The organism is Micromonospora sp. NPDC048907 (genome assembly GCF_055586885.1).
Window position 1 is genome coordinate 502,173 of record NZ_JBVJHI010000003.1, and the last position, 18,699, is coordinate 520,871.

The following is an 18,699-nucleotide window of genomic DNA, read 5'->3' on the forward strand; positions in this document are numbered from 1 at the left end:
CGGCGGCTCCACCGGCGCCGGGCGGCGGCCTGCGGGCGGAGACCGCCGGTCACGATACCGGACCGCGGGCCGCGCGCCACGCCCCCGACCTCGGACGACGCGGATCGTCGACGGAGCGTGCCAGGGCCGTCGCGGACCGCTCGCTCAGCCGCCTAGGAGGGCGGCCCGGACCTCTTCCCAGGTGTCCTCGCTGGCCGCGACCAGCAGACCCTTGCCCTCGTCGGCCGGGTGGTAGTCGGTGCCGTCGAAGCGGCGGGCCACCCCGCCGGCCTCCCGGACCAGCAGGGTGCCGGGGGCGTGGTCCCAGGGCAGGGTGCGCCAGAAGAGCACGAACTGCTGCGCGCCGGTGAGCACGTCCAGGTATTCCCGGCCGGCGCAGTGCTGGCCGGGCAGCAGCTCGCCGAGCCGCTCGCCGCCCGCCTCCACGCTCCGCCGGAAGTCCGGGGGAAGGAAGCGGGTCATCGCCGTGCCGCGCAGCGCGCCGACCTCGGGCTCCCGCCCGGCGGTGCGTACCGGGTCGCCGTCCAGCCAGGTGCCGTCGCCCACTCGGCAGGTGGCCAGCGCGCCGTCCAGCGGGTCGTAGACCCAGGAGGCGACCGGCGCCCCGTCGGTCAGCAGCGCCACCATGAGGGCGAAGGGACGCCGGCCGGCGGCGAAGTTGGAGGTGCCGTCCACCGGGTCGACCAGCCAGACGTCACCGGCGCCGCGCAGGTGCCGCAGCAGGGTCGGGTCGTCGGCGACCGCTTCCTCGCCGACCACCACCGAGCCGGGGCGCAGCCGCCGCAGCCCGGCGGAGATCAGCGCCTCGGCCTTCCGGTCGGCGACGGTGACCACCTCGCCGGGAGCCTTCTCGGAGATGTCGGAGTCGTCGAGGCGGCGGAACAGCGGCACCACGATGTCGGCCGCGGCCTCCTGCAGCAGCGCGCCGACCTCCTCCAGCAGCGGGTCACCCACGCGGCGGCAACTTGACCACGCTGACGAAGAACTCGTCGATCTGGCGGACCACCGAGATGAAGCGCTCGAAGTCCACCGGCTTGGTCACGTAGGCGTTGGCGTGCAGCTGGTAGCTGCGCAGGATGTCCTCGTCGGCCTGGGAGGTGGTGAGCACCACGACCGGGATCCGGCAGAGCTGCTCGTCCTTCTTGATCTCCTCCAGCACCTCCCGGCCGTCCCGGCGGGGCAGGTTCAGGTCGAGCAGGATCAGGTCGGGGGTCACGGCCTCCGCGTACTGGCCCTCGCGGCGCAGGTAGGCCAGCGCCTCCGCGCCGTCGGAGACGACGGTGAGCCGGTTGCGGAGCTTGTGCTCCTCGAACGCCTCCTGGGTCATCAGCACGTCGCCCGGATCGTCCTCGACGAGCAGGACCTCGATCGGGCTCTTGCCGTCCGCCGGCGCGGTCATCCCACCGTCTCCTTCATGCCACCCGTCTCACTGTCTCGGGCCGCCCCCTCGGGCGTCTCTTCCCGGGCCGTGCCGTCCGGCTGCCGGGTCACGCTCACCGCGGCGTCGTCGACGCCGTCCCCGGTCGCCGCGACGTCCCCGGTCGACTCCTCGGCCCCGGCGGCCGGTTCCGCCGCCGCGACGTCCTCGGGCAGGGCGGGAAGGGTGAACCGGATCGTGGTGCCCTCGGGGGTGTCGGTGTCCACCCACACCCGGCCGCCGTGGTACTCGACGATCTTCTTGACGATGGCCAGCCCGATGCCGGTGCCCGGGTAGGCGTCCTTGGAGTGCAGCCGCTGGAAGATCACGAAGATCTTGTCGGCGAACTCCGGCTCGATCCCGATGCCGTTGTCGCGGCAGCTGATCTCCCACTCGCCGTCGACCAGCCGGGCCGAGACGTGCACCTTCGGCGGCACGTCGGGGCGACGGAACTTGATCGAGTTGCTGACGAGGTTGGCCAGCAGGTTGGTCAGCAGCGGCTCCTCGCCGCGGATCACGGGCAGCTTGTCCCAGCTCAGCTCGGCGTGGGCGTACTGCCGGGCCGCCTCGGTCTGGCCGGCCACGTCGCCCATCACCTTGTTGAGGTCGACCTCGACGAAACCGGTGGTGAGCCGGCCGATGCGGGAGAACGCGAGCAGATCGTTGATCAGCCGCTGCATCCGCTGCGCGCCGTCGACCGCGAACGCGATGTACTGGTCGGCCCGCTCGTCGAGCTGCCCCGCGTAGCGCCGCTGGAGGAGCTGGCAAAAGCTGGCCACCTTGCGCAGCGGTTCCTGCAGGTCGTGCGAGGCGACGTACGCGAACTGCTCCAGGTCGCGGTTGGACCGGGTGAGCTCCTCGGCCTGCTTCTGGAGCTGGCTGTTGACCCACTCGATGCGCTCGCGCGCCTCGCGTACCTCGTCCAGCTCCCGGGCGATCTTCTGCCGCATGAGGTCGATGTCGTCGGCGAGCAGGCGGAACTCCGGCGGCCCGGACCCCTCGATGTGGTGCCGGTAGTCACCCGAGGCGACCTTCCGCACCTGGCCGACCAGGCCGGAGAGGGGCCGGATGAGGATCCGGTCGAGGGAGAGCAGCAGGACCGCGCCGGCCACCGCCACCACCAGGGCCGCGATGATCAGGAGCACCACCAGCACGTTGCTCGTCGCGTTGACCTTGTCGGCGGTCTCCTTCCGGACCTGCAGGATCTCGGCCTGGAGGGCGTCGACCGCCGTCCGGATGCTGTCGAACTGCTGCCGGGTCTGGTCGGTGATCAGCGCCTGGCCGGCGGACGGGCCGCTGCGCTCGGTCGTGGCGATGACCGGCTCGGCGACGGCGGTCCGCCACGCGGCGGCCCGCTGCTCGACGACCCCCATCTCGCGCAGCACGTCCGGGTAGTCGACGGCAAGCTTGCGCATCTCGGCGACGGTGTCCCGCTCCCGCCGCAGGCCGTCCTGGTAGGGCGCCAGGTCGTTGCGGTCGGCGTTCACCGCGTAGCCGCGGACGGCGGTCTCCTGGTCGAGCAGGGCGCTCATCAGCTCCTGCGCCTGGACCCGCAACGGACCGGTCTTGAGCAGCACCGCGTCGATGTTCTGCCGGTTCTTGGCGGCGAGGGTCGCCTCGGCCGCGGCCAGCCCGAGCAGCAGCACCAGCACCACGCCGAGCAGCGCGACCACGCGCCGCCGCAGGGTCCACCCCTGCTGGTACGCCTTCACCGCACGCTCTCCGTTCCCGACCGCGGGGCCCGGTGCGCGGTCCGGGCGCTCACCGGCCACCGCCGCGGGTGACCAGCAGCATGGCGACGTCGTCGGCGAGCGGACCGCCGTTGAGCTGCTCGGCGCGGCCGACCAGCCAGGCGGGCAGCTCGGCCAGGGACACCGCGCGGTTGGCGGGGTCGGCGAGCAGGTCGGTCAGCCCCGGCACGTCCAGCCGGTCGTCACCGCTGCCCACCCGACCCTCGATGAGGCCGTCGGTGTACATCAGCAGGGACCAGTCATCGGTGTCGAACTCCAGGTCGAAGGCAACGGGTCGGCGCGGCCGCACACCCAGCAGCAGACCGCCCGGGGCCGGCACCGGAGCGACCTTACCCCCGCTGAGCAGCAGCGGCGGCGGATGGCCGGCGAGTCGCACGGTGGCCCGGTTGGCCGCCAGGTCGAGCCGGGCGGTGGCCACCGTGGCGAAGATCTCCTGGAGCCGGCGCTCGCTCATCAGCACCTGCTCCAGCGCGGGCAGCACCTCGTCGTCCGGCACCCCGGCCAGGACCAGGGCCCGCCAGGCCACCCGCAGCTCGACGCCGAGGGCGGCCTCGTCCACGCCGTGGCCGCAGACGTCGCCGACGATCAGGTCGATCCGGTCCGGCCGGGTCTGCACCACGTCGTAGAAGTCGCCGCCGATCAGCGCGGCGTGCCGGCCGGGGCGGTAGAAGGTGTGCACCGCCACCTGGTCGGTGGTCATCAGCGGCTGGGGCAGCAGACCGCGCTCCAGGCGGGCCGACTCGGCCTGGCGCAGCTCCACCTCGCGCAGCCGGCGGGCGTTCTCGTCGGCCCGCTTGCGCTCCACCGCGTAGCGCAGCGCCCGGGTCAGCAGGACGCCGTCGACCTGACCCTTGACCAGGTAGTCCTGCGCGCCCTCGGCGACCGCGACGATGCCCAGGTGCTCGTCGGAGCGGCCGGTGAGCACGCAGACCGCCGCCCCGCTGGCCATCTCCAGCACCCGGCGGAGCCCGTCCAGGCCCTGCGCGTCGGGCAGGCCCAGGTCGAGCAGGACGCAGTCGACCCCCATCACCCGCTGCCGGGCCTCGCTGAGACTGGTGGCGACCAGCAGGTCGATCATCGAGTTGGTCTCGGCGAGCAGCTCGCCGACCAGGAAGGCGTCGCCCTCGTCGTCCTCGACCAGCAGGACCCGCAGTCGCTCGCCGGGCGGCACCCGACCGTAGTGCCCCAGCCCGGCCTGCGGCGCGACGGGGACGCCGGGCAGGCCGACGCCCCGGTGCGGCCGGGTCACCGCCGCGAGACGCGGGAGTTCGCTGGTGATGTCGGGGCTCCTTCCGAGTGCGCTGCTGATCCTGTATCAGACAACGGTCGCACACAACACGACCGGAGTCGGCGCGGGCGGGGTGAGCGAATCCACTCGACGAACAGCGGCACGGCCAACGCCCGATGGTACGCCGCGACCGGGGTCCGGCCGGGAGCGCACCGGCCGGCGGGAGTGCCGCCGCAGGCCGCGGGGGTGCAGGATGATGCCCACCCCCGAAGCACCCCGAGGAGCCACCCGTGGGCGTACCCCCCACCCGCGCCGCCGACCGCGCGCCGGCCCGGCCGGGCCCGCCTCCCACCCGACCGGCCGACCGGGCGCTGGCCCGGCCGCGCCGGCGGCTGCCCGCCGCGCTGGCCGCGCTCGCCGCGCTGCTCGCCGTCGGCGCCGTCGTCCTGGTCGACCTGGCCACCCCGGCGCCCCGCCCGGCCGACGCGCCCGCGGGCGCGTTCAGCGCCGAGCGGGCGTACCAGCAGGTCAAGGTCATCGCGGCGCGGCCGCACGTGGCCGGCAGCGCCGCCAACGACCAGGTCCGGGAGCACGTCGTGGGCGTGCTGCGCGGGCTGGGCCTGGAGACCGAGGTGCAGGACACCGTGGCCCCGGAGGCCGGGCAGCTCAGCGGGGCGGCCGGTGGCGCGACCCTGGCCCGCGTCCGCAACGTGGTGGCCCGGCTGCCCGGCACCGACCCGACCGGACGGGTGTTCCTGGTGGCCCACTACGACTCGGTGCAGTCCGGGCCGGGCGGCAACGACGACGCGGCCGGCACCTCCACGATCCTGGAGGTGGCCCGGGCGCTGGCCGCCGGCCCACGTCCCCGCAACGACGTGGTCCTGGTACTCACCGACGCGGAGGAGGCGTGCCTGTGCGGGGCCGCCGGCTTCGCCGCGGACCATCCGCTGGCCGCCGACGGCGGCGTGGTGCTCAACCTGGAGGCGCGCGGCTCCACCGGCCCGGTGATCATGTTCGAGACGTCCCGGAACAACGCGAAGCTGGTGGAGGCCTTCGGCCGGGCCGCCCCGCACCCGGTGGGCACCTCGTTCGCCGTGGAGATCTACCGGGCGCTGCCCAACGACACCGACTTCACCGCCTTCCTCGACCACCGGTTCGTCGGGCTGAACTCCGCGTACATCGACGGCGGCGCGGTCTACCACACCCCGCTCGACGTGCCGGCCGCCATGAACCGGGGCAGCCTCCAGATGCACGGCGACAACGCGCTCGGCCTGGCCCGCGAGTTCGGCCGGACCGACCTGCGCGACCTGCGCTCCGGCCACGACGACACCTACTTCCCGGTGCCCGGCGGGCTGGTCCGCTACCCGGGCTGGCTGACCCTGCCGCTGGCGCTGGCCGCCCTGCTCGCGGTCGGCGTGCTCGGCGCTCTGCTGCGCCGGCGCGGCCGGGCCACCAGCGGACGGCTCGCGGCCGGCGCCGCGCTGGCCCTCGTCCCGGTCGTCGCCGCCCCGCTGGGCGCGTGGCTGCTCTGGACCGCGGTCACCACCGTCCGCCCCGGCTACGCCGAACTGCTCGACCCGTACCGCCCGGTCTGGTACCGGCTCGCCGTGGTGGCGCTCGCCGCCGCGATCCTGTTCACCTGGTACGCGCTGACCCGCCGCTGGGCCGGCCCGGCCGCCCTGGCCTTCGGCGGCCTGGTCTGGCTGGCCCTGTTCGGGGTGCTGCTCGCCGTGCTGGTGCCCGGCGGCGCGTACCTGACCACCCTGCCCGCCCTGGCCGGGGCGCTCGCCGGCCTGGCGGCGCTGGCCACCCGCCGGGACGGCCCGTGGCCGGTGGTCGCCGTGACCCTGGCCGGCGCGGTCGCCGTGGTGATCCTGCTGCCCACCGTCGTGCTGCTCTTCCCGGCGCTCGGCATGGGCATGGGCGGCGTGGCGGCGCTCGTGGCGGTGCTGCTCGGCCTGGCCGCGCTGCCCGTCGTGGACCTGCTGCACCCGCAGGCCGGCGGCCAGCGCGGCCTGCTCGCGCTCCGGGCCCGCCGGCTCGGCGCGCTGCCCGCCGGCGCCGCCGCGCTCGCGGCCGTGGTGCTCGCCGGGGTCGGCCTGGCCGTGGACCGCTTCGACGCCGCGCATCCCGTGCCGACCCACCTCATGTACGCCCTGGACGCCGGCACCGGCAAGGCGCAGTGGCTCAGCCACGAGGAGGACCCCCAACCCTGGACCGACGGGTACGTGGACCGCACCGTCTCGGTGGCCGACGACTTCCCGGGGCTGGGTGACGCGGAGCTGCGGAGCGGGACGGCCCCGGCGGCGAACCTGCCCGCCCCGAAGGTGGAGACCCTGTCCGACACCCGCTCCGGCGACCAGCGGGTGCTGCGGGTGCGGGTGCTGCCGCAGCGGCCGGTCCGGCTGCTCTCCCTGCACGTGGACACGTCCACGGCGCAGGTGCGGTCGGCCACCGTGGCCGGGCGGGACGTGCCGGTGAAGGCGCGCGACGGCCGGTGGGGCTTCGGCGTCGTCTTCCACGCCCCGCCGCCGGAGGGCGTCGAGGTCACCCTGACCCTGGTGCCGAAGGCGGGACAGGTGAACCTGCGCGCCATGGACGCCAGCGACGGGCTGGGCGGACTGCCCGGATTCCGGGCCCGGCCCGCGGGCGTCGGCGTGGTGGGCTCGCACAGCTCGGAGATGCTGGCGGTCGCCCGGACGTATCCGATCTAGCCGATACCCGGGAACAGGGACGGCCCGGGCACACCGGGTGTGCCGGGCCGCCCCTTGCCGATCGCGGTCAACTCTCAGGCAGCCGAATCGGGCTCACGCGGTGGTAAATGTTCCAGAGGGCACTCTTCCCGTCACGACCATAGAGCCCTAGGAAAGCGTCGTAGCCGCCATAGACCTGACCGGAATCAGCAACCATCAGGACGAGGTGATTGGACGCAGCCAACCCGACTGGGGCAAGTCTGCAGCCGACGCGCTTCTCATATCGATCGACGGTGGAAAGGCTGACCGCGCCGGTCGCACGGACCGCGTCCAGCACGCATTCGTCATGGCCACCGACGACAGCGTGTCGCGGATATTCGAAGGAGATGCCGTCGAATTCGGCGACGAAACCAATGGCAGCCTCCGACGGCAGGTAGCCTCGCTCCTTCCACAGGGACACGATCCCCGCCGAATCCACCCGGCGGCCCGGGCTCCACCCCAGTCCCGTCAAGAAGGTGCCGAGTGACGCGTCGGGGACCGGCCCTTCGGTCATCTTCCCGTCCTCTCGCTCGCGCCACCGCCGATCAGGATATGGCGGCACCATCCACACGACGGGTAGGGAGAGCCGTCCTCTTTCCGGACGGTCCCGTACTCGATCTCGTCCAGGTGAGCGTCGACATCGTTCATCACGTTGTTGCATGCGTGGAACTCGGCACAGACGCCGGGGTCCCACTCCTCCAGGTGGACTCCGTTCGCCTGCATCTCCTGCGCTTCCTGCAGGCGCGGCAGCAGTCGCGGGTGGACATTCGCGGGAACCGCCCCACTCTCGGCGGTCCTGACCTCGCCCGTGTACGTGTCCCGAGCGGCCGCGACGGCCGTGTTGTTGGTGTTGCTGGTCGACCCCGCCCGCCTGGCGACATCACACAGGTCGTTGTTGTTGTGTACGAGGATCGGCACGTCGTCGGGGACCACGTAGTAGGTGTGGACGTCCGCGACGGTGAGGTCGCGCATGTTCTGCGCGCCGACGTGGTTGCGCACCTCGGCCACCGCGGCGGTGCTCGGGCCGATCGAGAGGAGCGCCGCTCCCGCGGTCAGCGCACCCGCCATCACCCACCAGCGCGACGACTCGTTCCAGAACGGGTGGTTCTGGGTGGTCTTCAGGGTGGACTTCGCAGCGGCCTTGCCCTTGGTGCGGGTGGTGACCGTGACGTCGGCCAGGTCCCGGTCCCGGTTGAGGTGCAGGGCGGTGACCGGCTTGGCCGTCGTCTCGCCGGTCTTCGGGTCGGTCGCCTTGACCTTGTCCCCGATGTTGACGTCCTTGATCGGGCGGATGCTCCCGTCCGCCATGAGGACACGGGTGCCGGGTTCGAAGCTGTGACAGGCGCTGCTGGATCGACCCTTGCTCATGCCGCCGGTCAGACCACCGACACCGCTGGCCAGGGCGACCTGCGTCAGGTTGACGTGACCGGTGGTGGCCAACTGGGTGAGAGCGTCCGCCGTGCCACCACCGATGGCACCGGTCAGCATGCGCCCGCCCAACGAGCCGGCGAAGCTGCCCAGGCGGCTGCCCACGGCGCTGGCGATCCGGCCACCGACGATTCCGCCCAGGCCACCGACCGCCCCGCCCAGGGCCCCGAGCGCAGTGCTCTTCAGCAGGTCCATCCCCCGCTCACCGTTGATCAACCCGGTGACCAGGGAACCGGCCGCCCCGGCGAGTGCTCCACACGCGATGGCACCGACTCCGGTCCAACCAATCAGGGCACCGCAGCCGAGGCCGACGACCGCGCCGACGACGAAGCCGGCGATGTCGGCCTTGTGCTCCTGCACCCATTTCTCGGTGGCCTTGTAGGCGTCGACGACGCCGTTGACCGTCTTGGCGACGAGCTTGTTGCTCATCACCTTCGTGACCATGCCCTTACCGGCCTGCTTGACGTTGCTGGCCAGCTGTCTGGCCTGGCGTTTCAGCTCCTCCTTCCGCTCCTCGACCCACTTACGCCCCTCGTCGATCTTCTTCCGGCCCCAGTCCTTGGCCTTCTCGTATTTGTCGCGCGCGGATTTCCCGAGGTCAGTGGCCCACTTCTTGGCCGCGTTCCACTTCTGCGACAGGTAGTTGGTGGTGTAGTTCCACCCCGCCGAGACCAGGCTCTTGGTCGTGTTCCAGGCGGTCGAGAGGGTGCTGGTCGTGGCACGCCAGGCGCTGGAGACGCCGGACGTCACGGACTTGAAGGTCTTGCTCCAGTTCGGCCAGTGGCCGGTGGGGTCGGTTGCGGTGAGCGGGTTCTGGTCCGCGTAGGCGAAGCGGTTGGCGCTCACCGAGGTGGGCGTCGCCGTCAGGTTGGCCGAGTCACGGGTGTCGAACTGGCCCGTCTCCGGGTTGTACCAGCGGGACCACATGTTGACCCGTCCGGTCGCCTCGTCGGTCCAGCCCGACTGGTAGCCGAGGTTGCCGGTCATGCCGGCGCCGGCCAGGCGCCGACCCAGCGGGTCGTACGCCGTGGAACCGCCGAGTGCGGTGGCGGTGCCGGCGAACTGACCGACCACGTCGGTGTGCCGGTCGACCCACGCGTACCGGTTCTCCGCCCCGGCCCGGACACCGATGAGATCGTCCGTGACGTCCCGGGTGTAGAGCGCGGCACCGTCGGCGGCGAGGGTGTTGCCGACCCCGGTGTACTGGAACCCGGGGCGCTGCGCCCGGCCCAGACCGTCGTACTCGTAGGTCTGCGTGCCTCCCCCGGCCACGCTCTGGGACCGCACCTGACCGAAGGCGTCGGTGGCCGTGGTCGCCGTGCCACCAGCCGAGTCGACCGAAGCCAGCGTGCCGCGCGCGGTGTACCGGTAGCTGGCGCCGCTGCTGGAGCTGGTGAGCTGGTTTCGCTCGTCGTAGGCGAACGTCACGGTGCCCGCCTGGACACGGTTGCCCGACTTGTCGTAGGCGTACACCACCGGGGTCGTGCCGTTGTCCCAGCTCGTCAGCCGGTTGGCCAGATCGTAGGTGTAGGTGTTGGTGGTCGAGCCGGCGAAGCCGGTCGTCGTCTTCGAGATCTCGTTGTCGTTCGCGTCGTAGTCGTAGGCGATCCTGGCGACCGTGTCACCGGCCGGCGTGCTCAGCGTGTCGCCGGTGAGCCGGTGCAGGCCGTCGTAGGCGAGTTTCCGCGTGTTCCCCCCGGCGCCGTACCCGATCGTCTCGACCTGCGAGAGCGAGTTGTAGGTGTAGCTGAGGGCGACACCCGCGGTCGGGTTGGATACGGTCGCTGGTCGGCCCGCCGTGTCGTAGCCGTAGGTGGTGACGCCCGCGGCGTCGGTACGGGTGGCCATCCTGCGGTCCGGCGACCAGGTGAAGGACGACGCACCGGACGGTCCGTCGGCGGTCAGCAGGAGCCCACGGTCGTCGAAGGTGAAGGTGTTCGTACCGGAGGTGCCCGACACCGAGGTCAGCCGGCCGGCCCGGTCGTACCCGAAGGCCCGGTCAGGGCTCGTGACCTCCGCGCCGGCGCCGACCTGGGCGACCAGTCGGCCGACGTCGTCATAGCTGTTCGTGACGGTGACGCCGCCTGGCGCCCGTTGCTCCGCGACGTTCCCGCCCGGTTCGTAGCTGACGGTGAAGGTACGGTCCGCCACATCGGGGAACCGCGAGGTGGCCGGCTCGATCCGCGACTCCGGCAGGTTCCACGCGTTGTAGGTGGTGATGAACCGGTTGCCGCGCCCGTCGGTCAGCCGGGTCGGATTCCCCGCCAGGTCGTAGCCGAAGGACGTGGTGATCGAGTCACTCGCGGAGATCGGCTCCACCTGCGAGACCAGCCGTCCGTCGGCGTCGTAGGCGAACGTCGTCGTGGTCTCGCGGGCGTCGGTGGACCTGATCGGGCGGCCCGCCCGGTCGTACGCCCAGGCCTTGCCGCGCAACCGGGTGCCGTCGGCCTGGTAGGAGGAGGCCGACACGGTCCGGCCCGCCATGTCGTATCCGAGGGTGTCGTACGTCCCGTCCGGGAGGGTGGTGCGGACGAGCCGGCTCAGCCCGTCGTAGTCGTACCGGGTCACCTTGCCGGCGCCGTCGGTGCGGGTAACCGGCTCCCCGGCGGCGTTGTAGGTGGTGGACGTGGCCACCCCCGCGGGCGAGGTCACCGAGGACAGCCAGCCTCCCGGCCCGTAGGCGTAGCTGGTGGTATGACTGGCGCCGGTCTGCCGGACGATCTCGGTGGAGGTCACCTGACGACCGAGGAAGTCGTAGGTCGCTTCGGTGCGCGCCCCCGCCGGGTCCGTCGCCGAGAGCTGGTCACCGGCGAGACTGTGGGTGAAGCGGCTGACCCCGCCGTCCGGTGCGGTGACCGTGGCCAACTGGCCGAGCTGGTCGTAGTCGTAGCTGGTGGTCTTGTTCCGGGCGTCGGTCTGGGACTCGAGCTGGCCCAGCTCGTCGTAACTTCGCCGGGTGACCGGGTGCACCGGTGTCCCGGATCCCGGTGGCGTGTAGCTGGGCAGGTGCGTGGCGACGATCCGTCCGGCGCCGTCGTAGTCGTTGACCGTGACGTTCCCGTTCGGGTCCTTGGTCTCCGCCACGCCGCCGAAGGTGTCGTACCCGACGTAGGAGACTGGCCGGGCCTGCACCGCCGTACCTCCACCCGTCTCGGTGGAGACAGCCGGGCCCACCGTCACCGAAGGCCGGCCGGCCTCGTCGTACTGGGTGTCGGTGGTGGCTCCGGTGGGGTCGGTGGTCGCCCGCACCAGACCGCCGTTGTCGATGTCGTAGGTCGTCCGGACGACGGACAGGGTGGCGGCCGGAGCGGTGCCCGCGGCCACCTGGGCGGCCTCGGCGGCCGGGAGCGTCCGCTGGTACAGCTGCACGTCGTCCAGTTGGCCGGACCAGAAGGCGCCGGTCCCGGCGGCGGTCGTCCCGGCACCGAGCTGGAGCGGCCGCCGGGTGGTGAAGGAGGCCGCCCCGGTGCCCGTGCCCTCCAGCACCCCACTGACGTAGAGGCGGATGGTCCCGGTCGTGGCGTCGTAGGTGCCGACCAGGTGGGTCCAGGTGTCGGCCTGCGGGGTGCTGGTGGCCGTCGCCGCGACGACCGTGCCGTCGACCGAGTCGGCCGAACGCAGGGCGAACTGCCACCGGCCACCGTCGAGCCCCAGCTCGAAGGCGGATCCAGCCGCGCCCGGTCCGGACACCGCGGTCTTCGTACCGACCTTGTCCGAGGCCCGGACCCAGGCGGCGACCGTGAAGCTCTGCGCGGGATCGACCACCGGGGCCGTGCCGGTGAGCACGGCCGTGCCGTCGAATTCGGCGATGCCGCCCCGGGCCGTGCCCCAGTCGACCGGGCCGGTGGCGCTGACCGGGCTGTTGCCCGTGGCATCGGACAGGCGGGCCGTGGCGTCACCGTCGAAGGTCCACCGGCTGACGGGTGAGTTCACGCCGAGGTACGTCGTCTCGCTCAACGGACGGCCCATCGGGTCGTACGTCGTCTGGCGGCGCTCCCGGGTCGCCTCCGGATCCCCGAGGGTCTCACTCACAAGCTGGTCGTCGAGGGAGTATTCGAAGTCGGTGTAACGCTGGAGACCGTCCGGGTCCATGACGGTGCGCGAGACGCGGTTAGCCGGGTCGACCGTGTTGGTGGTGACCGTGGCGCCGCCGTTGGTGGTCACCGTGACCGGGTTGCCGGCGCCGTCGTACTCGGTCTTCTTCACCAGGAAGGTCGCACCGGTGCTCGGGTCCTTCCGGGTGATGGTCGCGGTCAGGCCGTTGTCCGTGTACGTGTACCTGGTCTGCCAGCCCATCGCGTCGGTCTCGGTGGCGAGCCGGCCCGCCGGGTCGTACTCCTTCGAGGAGAGGACCAGGTCCCGGGCCGGCTGGGGCGCGTTGGGGTCTCCGGTCCAGCCGAGGAGAGTCGTGGCCAGTTGCTGCCCGGCCGCGTCGTAGGTGGTGAGGATCTGCCCGCCGTCGGGGCCGATCTCCTTCACCGCACGGCCGTAGGAGTCGTACTCCAACCGCGTCACCCGCCCGGACGCGTCCGTCGAGCTGTCCTGCTGCCCGAAGGCGTTGTAGGTGGCCGACTCGGTTCGCGGCGAGTCCCCGCCCGTGGTGTCGGTGACGGTCTCGGAGAGGACGAAGCCGTCGTCGTCGTAGACGGTGCTGTTCACGGGGGTGTGCACGGCACCGGTGACCCGGTTGGTGGTGGCCGGATCGATGCGGGTCACGACGCGGCCCAGCTTGTCGTACTCGTAGACGGTGTCGAGGCCGCTGGGGAAGGTCTCGGTGATCTCCTTCTTCGCGGTGACCCGGCCGATGCCGTCGTACGTGTAGCGGGTCTCCTTGCCCGCCGCGTCCACCGTGCGCGCCAGGTCGCCGCTGGCGAAGTAGAACAGCTGCTGGCTGGTGCCGGCCGGTGAGGTCACGGTCGACGGCAGGCCCGGTGGGGCCACCCCGCCGCCCTCCGCCCCCGTCGAGCCGTCCGTGTACGTGGTGGTCGTGAGCCGGTCGAGCGGGTCGGTCACCGTGGTCCGGTTGCCCTGTTCGTCGTAGCCGAACGTGGTGAGGTAGCGGTTGTCGGAGACCCCGGAGGTCGACCGTCCGTCCCGCATGGTCAGCATGGCGTCGTTGCGCGGGTCGGGGCCGCCCGCGCCGAGCTTCTCGGGGGTACCCGTGGCCCACCCGCCGGTGCCGTTACCGCGCATGAGGTACAGGTCGCGGTCCGTGCTGCCGCGCCGGATCACGTCGGCCTTGCGGTCGCCGTTGAAGTCGCCGGGAGACAACAGCGCGTCGACGTCCGCCCAGCCCGCGCTGACCAGCACCGACGTTCCGGTCAGCCAGCCACCGGTCCCGTTGCCCTTGACGATGTAGAGGCTGTTGTCGGTGGACTTCCGGTAGAGCACGTCCGACTTGCCGTCACCGTCGAAGTCACCGGGCGAGAAGATCATCTGAGCCGATCCCCAACCGGTGCCGATCTGGATCGGCGTGCCGGTCAGCCAGCCACCGGCCCCGTTGCCTTTCACCAGGTAGAGGTTGTTGTCCGTCGACTTGCGGAACAGCACGTCCGGTTTGCCGTCACCGTCGAAGTCACCCGGGGAGAAGACCATCTGGGCGGTAGCACCGAAGGTCGACGGGATCACCTTGTCGGTGGTGGCGGCCCACCAGCCCTTGCCGTCGCCGCGCCAGAGACGGAAGTTGCTCTCCCCCGGAAGGTGGGAGATGACATCCCGTTTGCCGTCGCCGTCGAAATCGCCCGGGGAGAAGATCTGGTCCGGGCTGCCCCAACCCCCGCCGAGCTTCGCGGGAACGCTGGTGAGCCAGCCGCCGCGGCCGTTGCCCCGCATCAGGTAGAGGTTCTTGTCGCTGTTGTTGCGATAGATCACGTCGCCCGCACCGTCGCCGTCGAAGTCACCCGGCGAGAAGATCGGCCCGGCGTCCTTCCACAAGGCCGGAGGGGTCGAGTTGACGGAATAGGTGTAGTAGACCGTCGAGCACTTGTTCTGCGACCGGTCCTGGCACGTCGTCGAGGCGACGACGTTGCCGCGCGGATCGTGCTCGGTGGTGGTGACGTTGCCGTTCGGGTCGGTCGTGGTGCGGAGGAAGCCCGCGACGTCGTAGCCGAAGCGGGTGGTCCGACCGAGGGCGTCCGTCTCTTCGATCTTACGGTCGGCCAGGTCGTGCACGTAGACGAGCTGCTTGTTACCCGGATCCGTCACCCGGTACGTCTTCGTCAGCGCGCCGGAGGACTTGGACCTCGCCGTAAACTGGGCTCCGGCGTCGGCCGCCGTGAGCTGGCCGCGGTAGACGGAGACCTCGGCGATCTCACCCTTGTAGTAGCCGTTCGCGTTCGTGGGAGCGGCGGCCCAGCCCACCGCCCGGCCCGCGCCGACGTAGGCGTTGACCGCGCCGTACGAGGAGAGGGCACCGGCGATGGTGCCCACCGCCACCCCGTCGAGGTAGAGGGTCTGGCTGATGTCCGAGGCGGCGAGCAGCGCGTGGTGCCACTTCCCGTCGTTGACCGAGCCGGTCGAGGTGATGGCCGTGTTGTTGCCGTTCCAGAACTTGCCGCGAAGCTTGCCGTCGGTGCCGACGTAGAGGTGGGGACTCCAGCCGCTCGCCGGGGTGCCGGTGGCATCGACGGTGGCCACCTGCGACCCGAAGAGCACCCCGCCGCCGGTGTACCCGGCGGGCGTCTTGAACCACATTGCGATCGACTGCGGGCCGGTCCCGGGTACGTCGTTGTCCGGCATCTTGAGGTACGAGGAGGTGCCGTTGAAGGTTGCGACAGCGGTGTTGTCATCGCCGCGGGCCGGATCGTCGAACGGCCCGCCGGCGGTGCCCAGGGTCACCGAGTTGTAGCGGGCGATGCCGCCGTTGACCTCGTTGACGGCCTCGGTCGTGCCGCTCTCGGCCAGCCGCCAGTAGTCCGCCGGGTCGGCGCCGAGCACCGCACCCGCGTGGACGCGGTAGGACCCCGCCGCCGTGCCGGCCCCGATCTTCCACACCCCGCCGTGCTCGTCGGTGACCTGCTTGACCCGCCCGGTCACCCCGTCGTACTGCACCGCGGTCTGGACGTTGCCGGACGCCCGCACGACGGAGCTGATCGGCGAGGCCCCGCTGTTGGCACGGTCCAGGTCGTCCACCTCGAACCGGTTCAGCGCCCGGTCGAAGAGCGCCACCTCGGCGATGGAACCGGGGAAGAAACCCTTGCTGTTGGTGGGGCGTGCCGGCCAGATGTTCGTCTCGCCGGCACCGACGTAGACGTACTTCGCCGGATAGGTCTGCGGCACCAGCGGCTTGTTCAGCGTCCCCTCGGGGAAGCCGTCCAGGAAGAGGGTCTGACTCGTCTTGTCCCCGACGAGCGTGGCGTTGTGCCACTGGCCGTCGTTCACAACGCCGTAGGAGGTGATGGGTTCGACGGCTCCCGTCCAGAACTCACCGCGCAACTTGCCGTCGGTGCCGACATAGAGGGCCGGCGTGAAGTTCGACGTCGGACCGAGGGTGATCGGCGCCGTCTGGTAGGCAAACAGCGTGCCGCCCGCGGTGGAGCCGGCGTTCATCTTGAACCAGAGGCTCACCGACTTGTAGCCGGCGGGGTCGACGTCGGTCACCGGAAGGCTGACGTAGGAGGACGTGCCGTTGAAGACGGGCGCCGTCGCGGTGGTGCCGGGCAGCGCACCGGGCTGGCCCAACGTCACCGAGTTGTAGGTGCCGCTCTCCGCGCCGGCGGCCTCCAGCACCCCGTTGGCCGCGGTGGTGCCGGACGACTCCCCGAGCCGCCAGTACGCACGCGGGTTGGCGCGCAGCAGGGTCTCCGGGTAGCGGTTGCTCGTGGTGTACGTGTAGGTGGTGCACTTGACCGTCGAGGTCGGCGGACACACCTTCGTGAGCAGCCCGCCGCTGTACTCGTAGTTCCAGGTCGAGACGGTGGTGTCGTCGCCGGGGACCGCCGGGTCCGTGCTGACCGACAGAAGCCGGTAGACCTCCCGGGCTGTCGACCATTTCAGGTGCAGTGACCGCCCGTTGGCTGCCGTGATGGTCGTCGGTCGCCCTTCGACAGCCTCGTAGGTCCAGTGCAACCTCAACGTGCGGCCGTTGCTGTCCGTGATGGTGGTGAGGTCATACTGGCCAGGCACGGTGTAGCCGGTGCGAAAGGTGTAGGTGGTGCCGTCCTTGTCGACGAGTTCGTACCCGCCGTCCGGCTGCTCGGACAGCCTGGCGAACCGGCCGGGCGGTGGAGTGAAGGAGCCGTCGGCATTGCGGCCGAACGCCACCTCCTCGCCGGTCGGATAGGTCACGTTCAGATACGGCGGCGGGTACATGATGAACGCCCAGGGGTCCACGATCCGCATGTCGAGCACGCTCGACCAGCCCTCACCGAACGAACCACGCCGCTTCGACAGGCTGTTGTAGGAGCGGGCGATGGCCAGCGGCGGCCCGACCGTCGGGACGGAGGCGTCGGTGACGTTGAACGTGTAGTTGCCGGCGCCGGGGTCGAACCCACGATCACCGTTCTGTGCCAGCCCTCCGGCGGCCAACGGTTGTTGCACCGCGGTCGAGAAGGACTGCAACTGTTGAGAGGTACTGGCCAGGTTCCCGTCCTTGACGATGACCGTCCAGGTGTAGCCCTCGTTCCACTTGAGCTTGCCCGACGGCACCACCCAGGTCATGTACGGCTGCCAGCCGGACTCCGCGATCTTGGTGGCGCTGCGGTCGTACACCATGAAGTCGAAGCTCAGCGCGGACGGGAAGGCGTCCGGGTCGACGGCGTTGGCCAGGAGTTCGGGCGTGAGCGTGTTGACAGTGTGGCCGTGCGGCGGGTACTGCGAGTTGACCTGCGGCGCGACGTTGTCGGTGTAGGTCAACTCCAGGTACGGCGTGAAGACCGGGTTGGGCCCCTCACGGGACGTGAACCGCTTGAACTGAGGGTTGTTGGTCTGGTTGGTGTTCAACGCGAGGCCGTAGTTGGCGCCCCCGTTCGCCCAGTTCTGGAACGTCGACACGGGCAGATCAACGGTGACCCAGTCGCCGACCGCGCGGTCGGCCCCCGTGTTGCCACACGCCTTCGCCGAGTTGGGTGACAGCCTGGCCAACGTGCTCCCGAGCCCCGGGCCGGCGTAGGGGATGCCGCCGTACCGGGCGGTGGAGGCGCTCCAGGACTGGGTGAGGGTCTGCACCCAGAACTCCTGGGCCGTGCAGTTGTACTGCCAGGTCAAGTAAAGCTTGAGCTTGACCGCACTGAGGTTCTTGTAGTTGAACGCCGAGCCGAAGTTCTGGAATGCGAGCAGCGAGATAGAGCGGTGGGTGCCGCCGTCCCAGCTGCCGACCGCGAGGTTGTCCTCGCCCGAGTGGTTGATGTCGTTCCCGTACTGCATGTAGGTGTCGGCAGTGGTGTCGTACCCGTTGGTGACGGAGGGGTCGACGGTCACCGGGAACAGCCGCTGGGGATCCTGCAACCATTCCCGGTTCGCCGTCACGCGCAGCGCCTGGTCGCCGTCGAGGTCGATCAGCTCGTAGGAAATCGCCTGGGACGTGGTGAATTCCCCGGATCCCGGCTCCATGTGCGAGTCGTGCATCGAACCGGCCGGGATGGCGCCGACGGCATTGCCCGATGCCTGCCGCAGAGCGATGGAGCCGTCCGGCTCGAGGGTCGCCGTCAGCCCCTTGAGCGTCAGCGGGAAGACCCAGGAGTTCGCCGCTGTCGGCGAGTGCAGCACCAGCTCTTCCTTGAGCCCTCGCGGGCCGGCGGTCAGCCGAAGGTCCGTCTCGGGCAGGACCGAGGGGTAGAGGGCAGACGATTCGGTGACGACCGGCGGGACGGCGGCCGCCCCCTGGAGGCTCCAGGAGATGGAGCGCTCGGCGTCGAAGCGGAAGACGGCGAGCCGTGGGTCGTCGGCCTGTGCCGCCAGGTCGATGGCGAGCGGGCTCGCCTTCTGCTTCAACCTGGTTCCGGACCTGGTCCAGGTCCGGTCGATGGGCTGCCACGAGCCGTCCCCGGCCCGGTAGTTGATCGGCAGCTCGTGCAGCTTGCGGGTGACCGAGCCGTCCGGGTTCCGGTAGAGATCCGCATTCGCCTCGGCCTGCTCGCCGACCCGTCGGCTCCGGGCGGGATCGAAGCCCCGGCTGCCGGGGATCGGCGGGGTGGTCATCCGCTT

Annotated in this window: 7 protein-coding genes; 1 reads left to right on the top strand and 6 read right to left on the bottom strand. The window is 71.2% G+C overall.

Annotated elements, in window-relative coordinates; translation table 11 throughout:
• Window positions 1-144 precede the first annotated feature (144 nt).
• From ACZ6PY_RS11865 to ACZ6PY_RS11880, 4 genes are read right to left on the bottom strand one after another with little or no spacing between them, the layout of a single operon-like run.
• The gene (locus ACZ6PY_RS11865) at window positions 145-954 is read right to left on the bottom strand and encodes an inositol monophosphatase family protein (protein WP_466071425.1); all 810 of its coding nucleotides are present in this window, start codon (window positions 952-954) and stop codon (window positions 145-147) included.
• Window positions 947-1,399: a response regulator gene (locus ACZ6PY_RS11870; RefSeq protein ID WP_262282969.1), complete on the bottom strand. Its 453-nt coding sequence runs from the start codon at window positions 1,397-1,399 to the stop codon at window positions 947-949. Before ACZ6PY_RS11870 ends, ACZ6PY_RS11865 begins: the two co-directional genes overlap by 8 nt.
• Complete coding sequence (locus ACZ6PY_RS11875) at window positions 1,396-3,129, bottom strand: sensor histidine kinase (RefSeq protein ID WP_466071427.1); 1,734 nt, start codon at window positions 3,127-3,129, stop codon at window positions 1,396-1,398. Before ACZ6PY_RS11875 ends, ACZ6PY_RS11870 begins: the two co-directional genes overlap by 4 nt.
• A gap of 49 nt (window positions 3,130-3,178) precedes the next feature.
• Window positions 3,179-4,417 carry a PP2C family protein-serine/threonine phosphatase gene (locus tag ACZ6PY_RS11880; protein WP_466071428.1) on the bottom strand — a complete coding sequence of 413 codons (1,239 nt, stop codon included), beginning with the start codon at window positions 4,415-4,417 and terminating at the stop codon, window positions 3,179-3,181.
• Between the two features lie 269 nt (window positions 4,418-4,686).
• On the opposite strand from ACZ6PY_RS11880, the gene ACZ6PY_RS11885 reads away from it, so the two are divergent.
• Complete coding sequence (locus tag ACZ6PY_RS11885) at window positions 4,687-7,110, top strand: M28 family peptidase (protein WP_466071430.1); 2,424 nt, start codon at window positions 4,687-4,689, stop codon at window positions 7,108-7,110.
• A 67-nt stretch (window positions 7,111-7,177) separates the two neighbouring features.
• Here the strand turns inward: ACZ6PY_RS11885 and ACZ6PY_RS11890 are convergent, their stop codons facing one another.
• Together ACZ6PY_RS11890 and ACZ6PY_RS11895 are read right to left on the bottom strand one after the other, a co-directional pair.
• Entirely contained in the window at window positions 7,178-7,642 is a 465-nt protein-coding gene (locus ACZ6PY_RS11890) for an SUKH-3 domain-containing protein (RefSeq protein WP_466071432.1), read from the bottom strand.
• Window positions 7,639-18,693: a LamG-like jellyroll fold domain-containing protein gene (locus ACZ6PY_RS11895; RefSeq protein WP_466071434.1), complete on the bottom strand. Its 11,055-nt coding sequence runs from the start codon at window positions 18,691-18,693 to the stop codon at window positions 7,639-7,641. The genes ACZ6PY_RS11890 and ACZ6PY_RS11895 overlap by 4 nt, the downstream gene beginning before the upstream one ends.
• Window positions 18,694-18,699 lie beyond the last annotated feature (6 nt).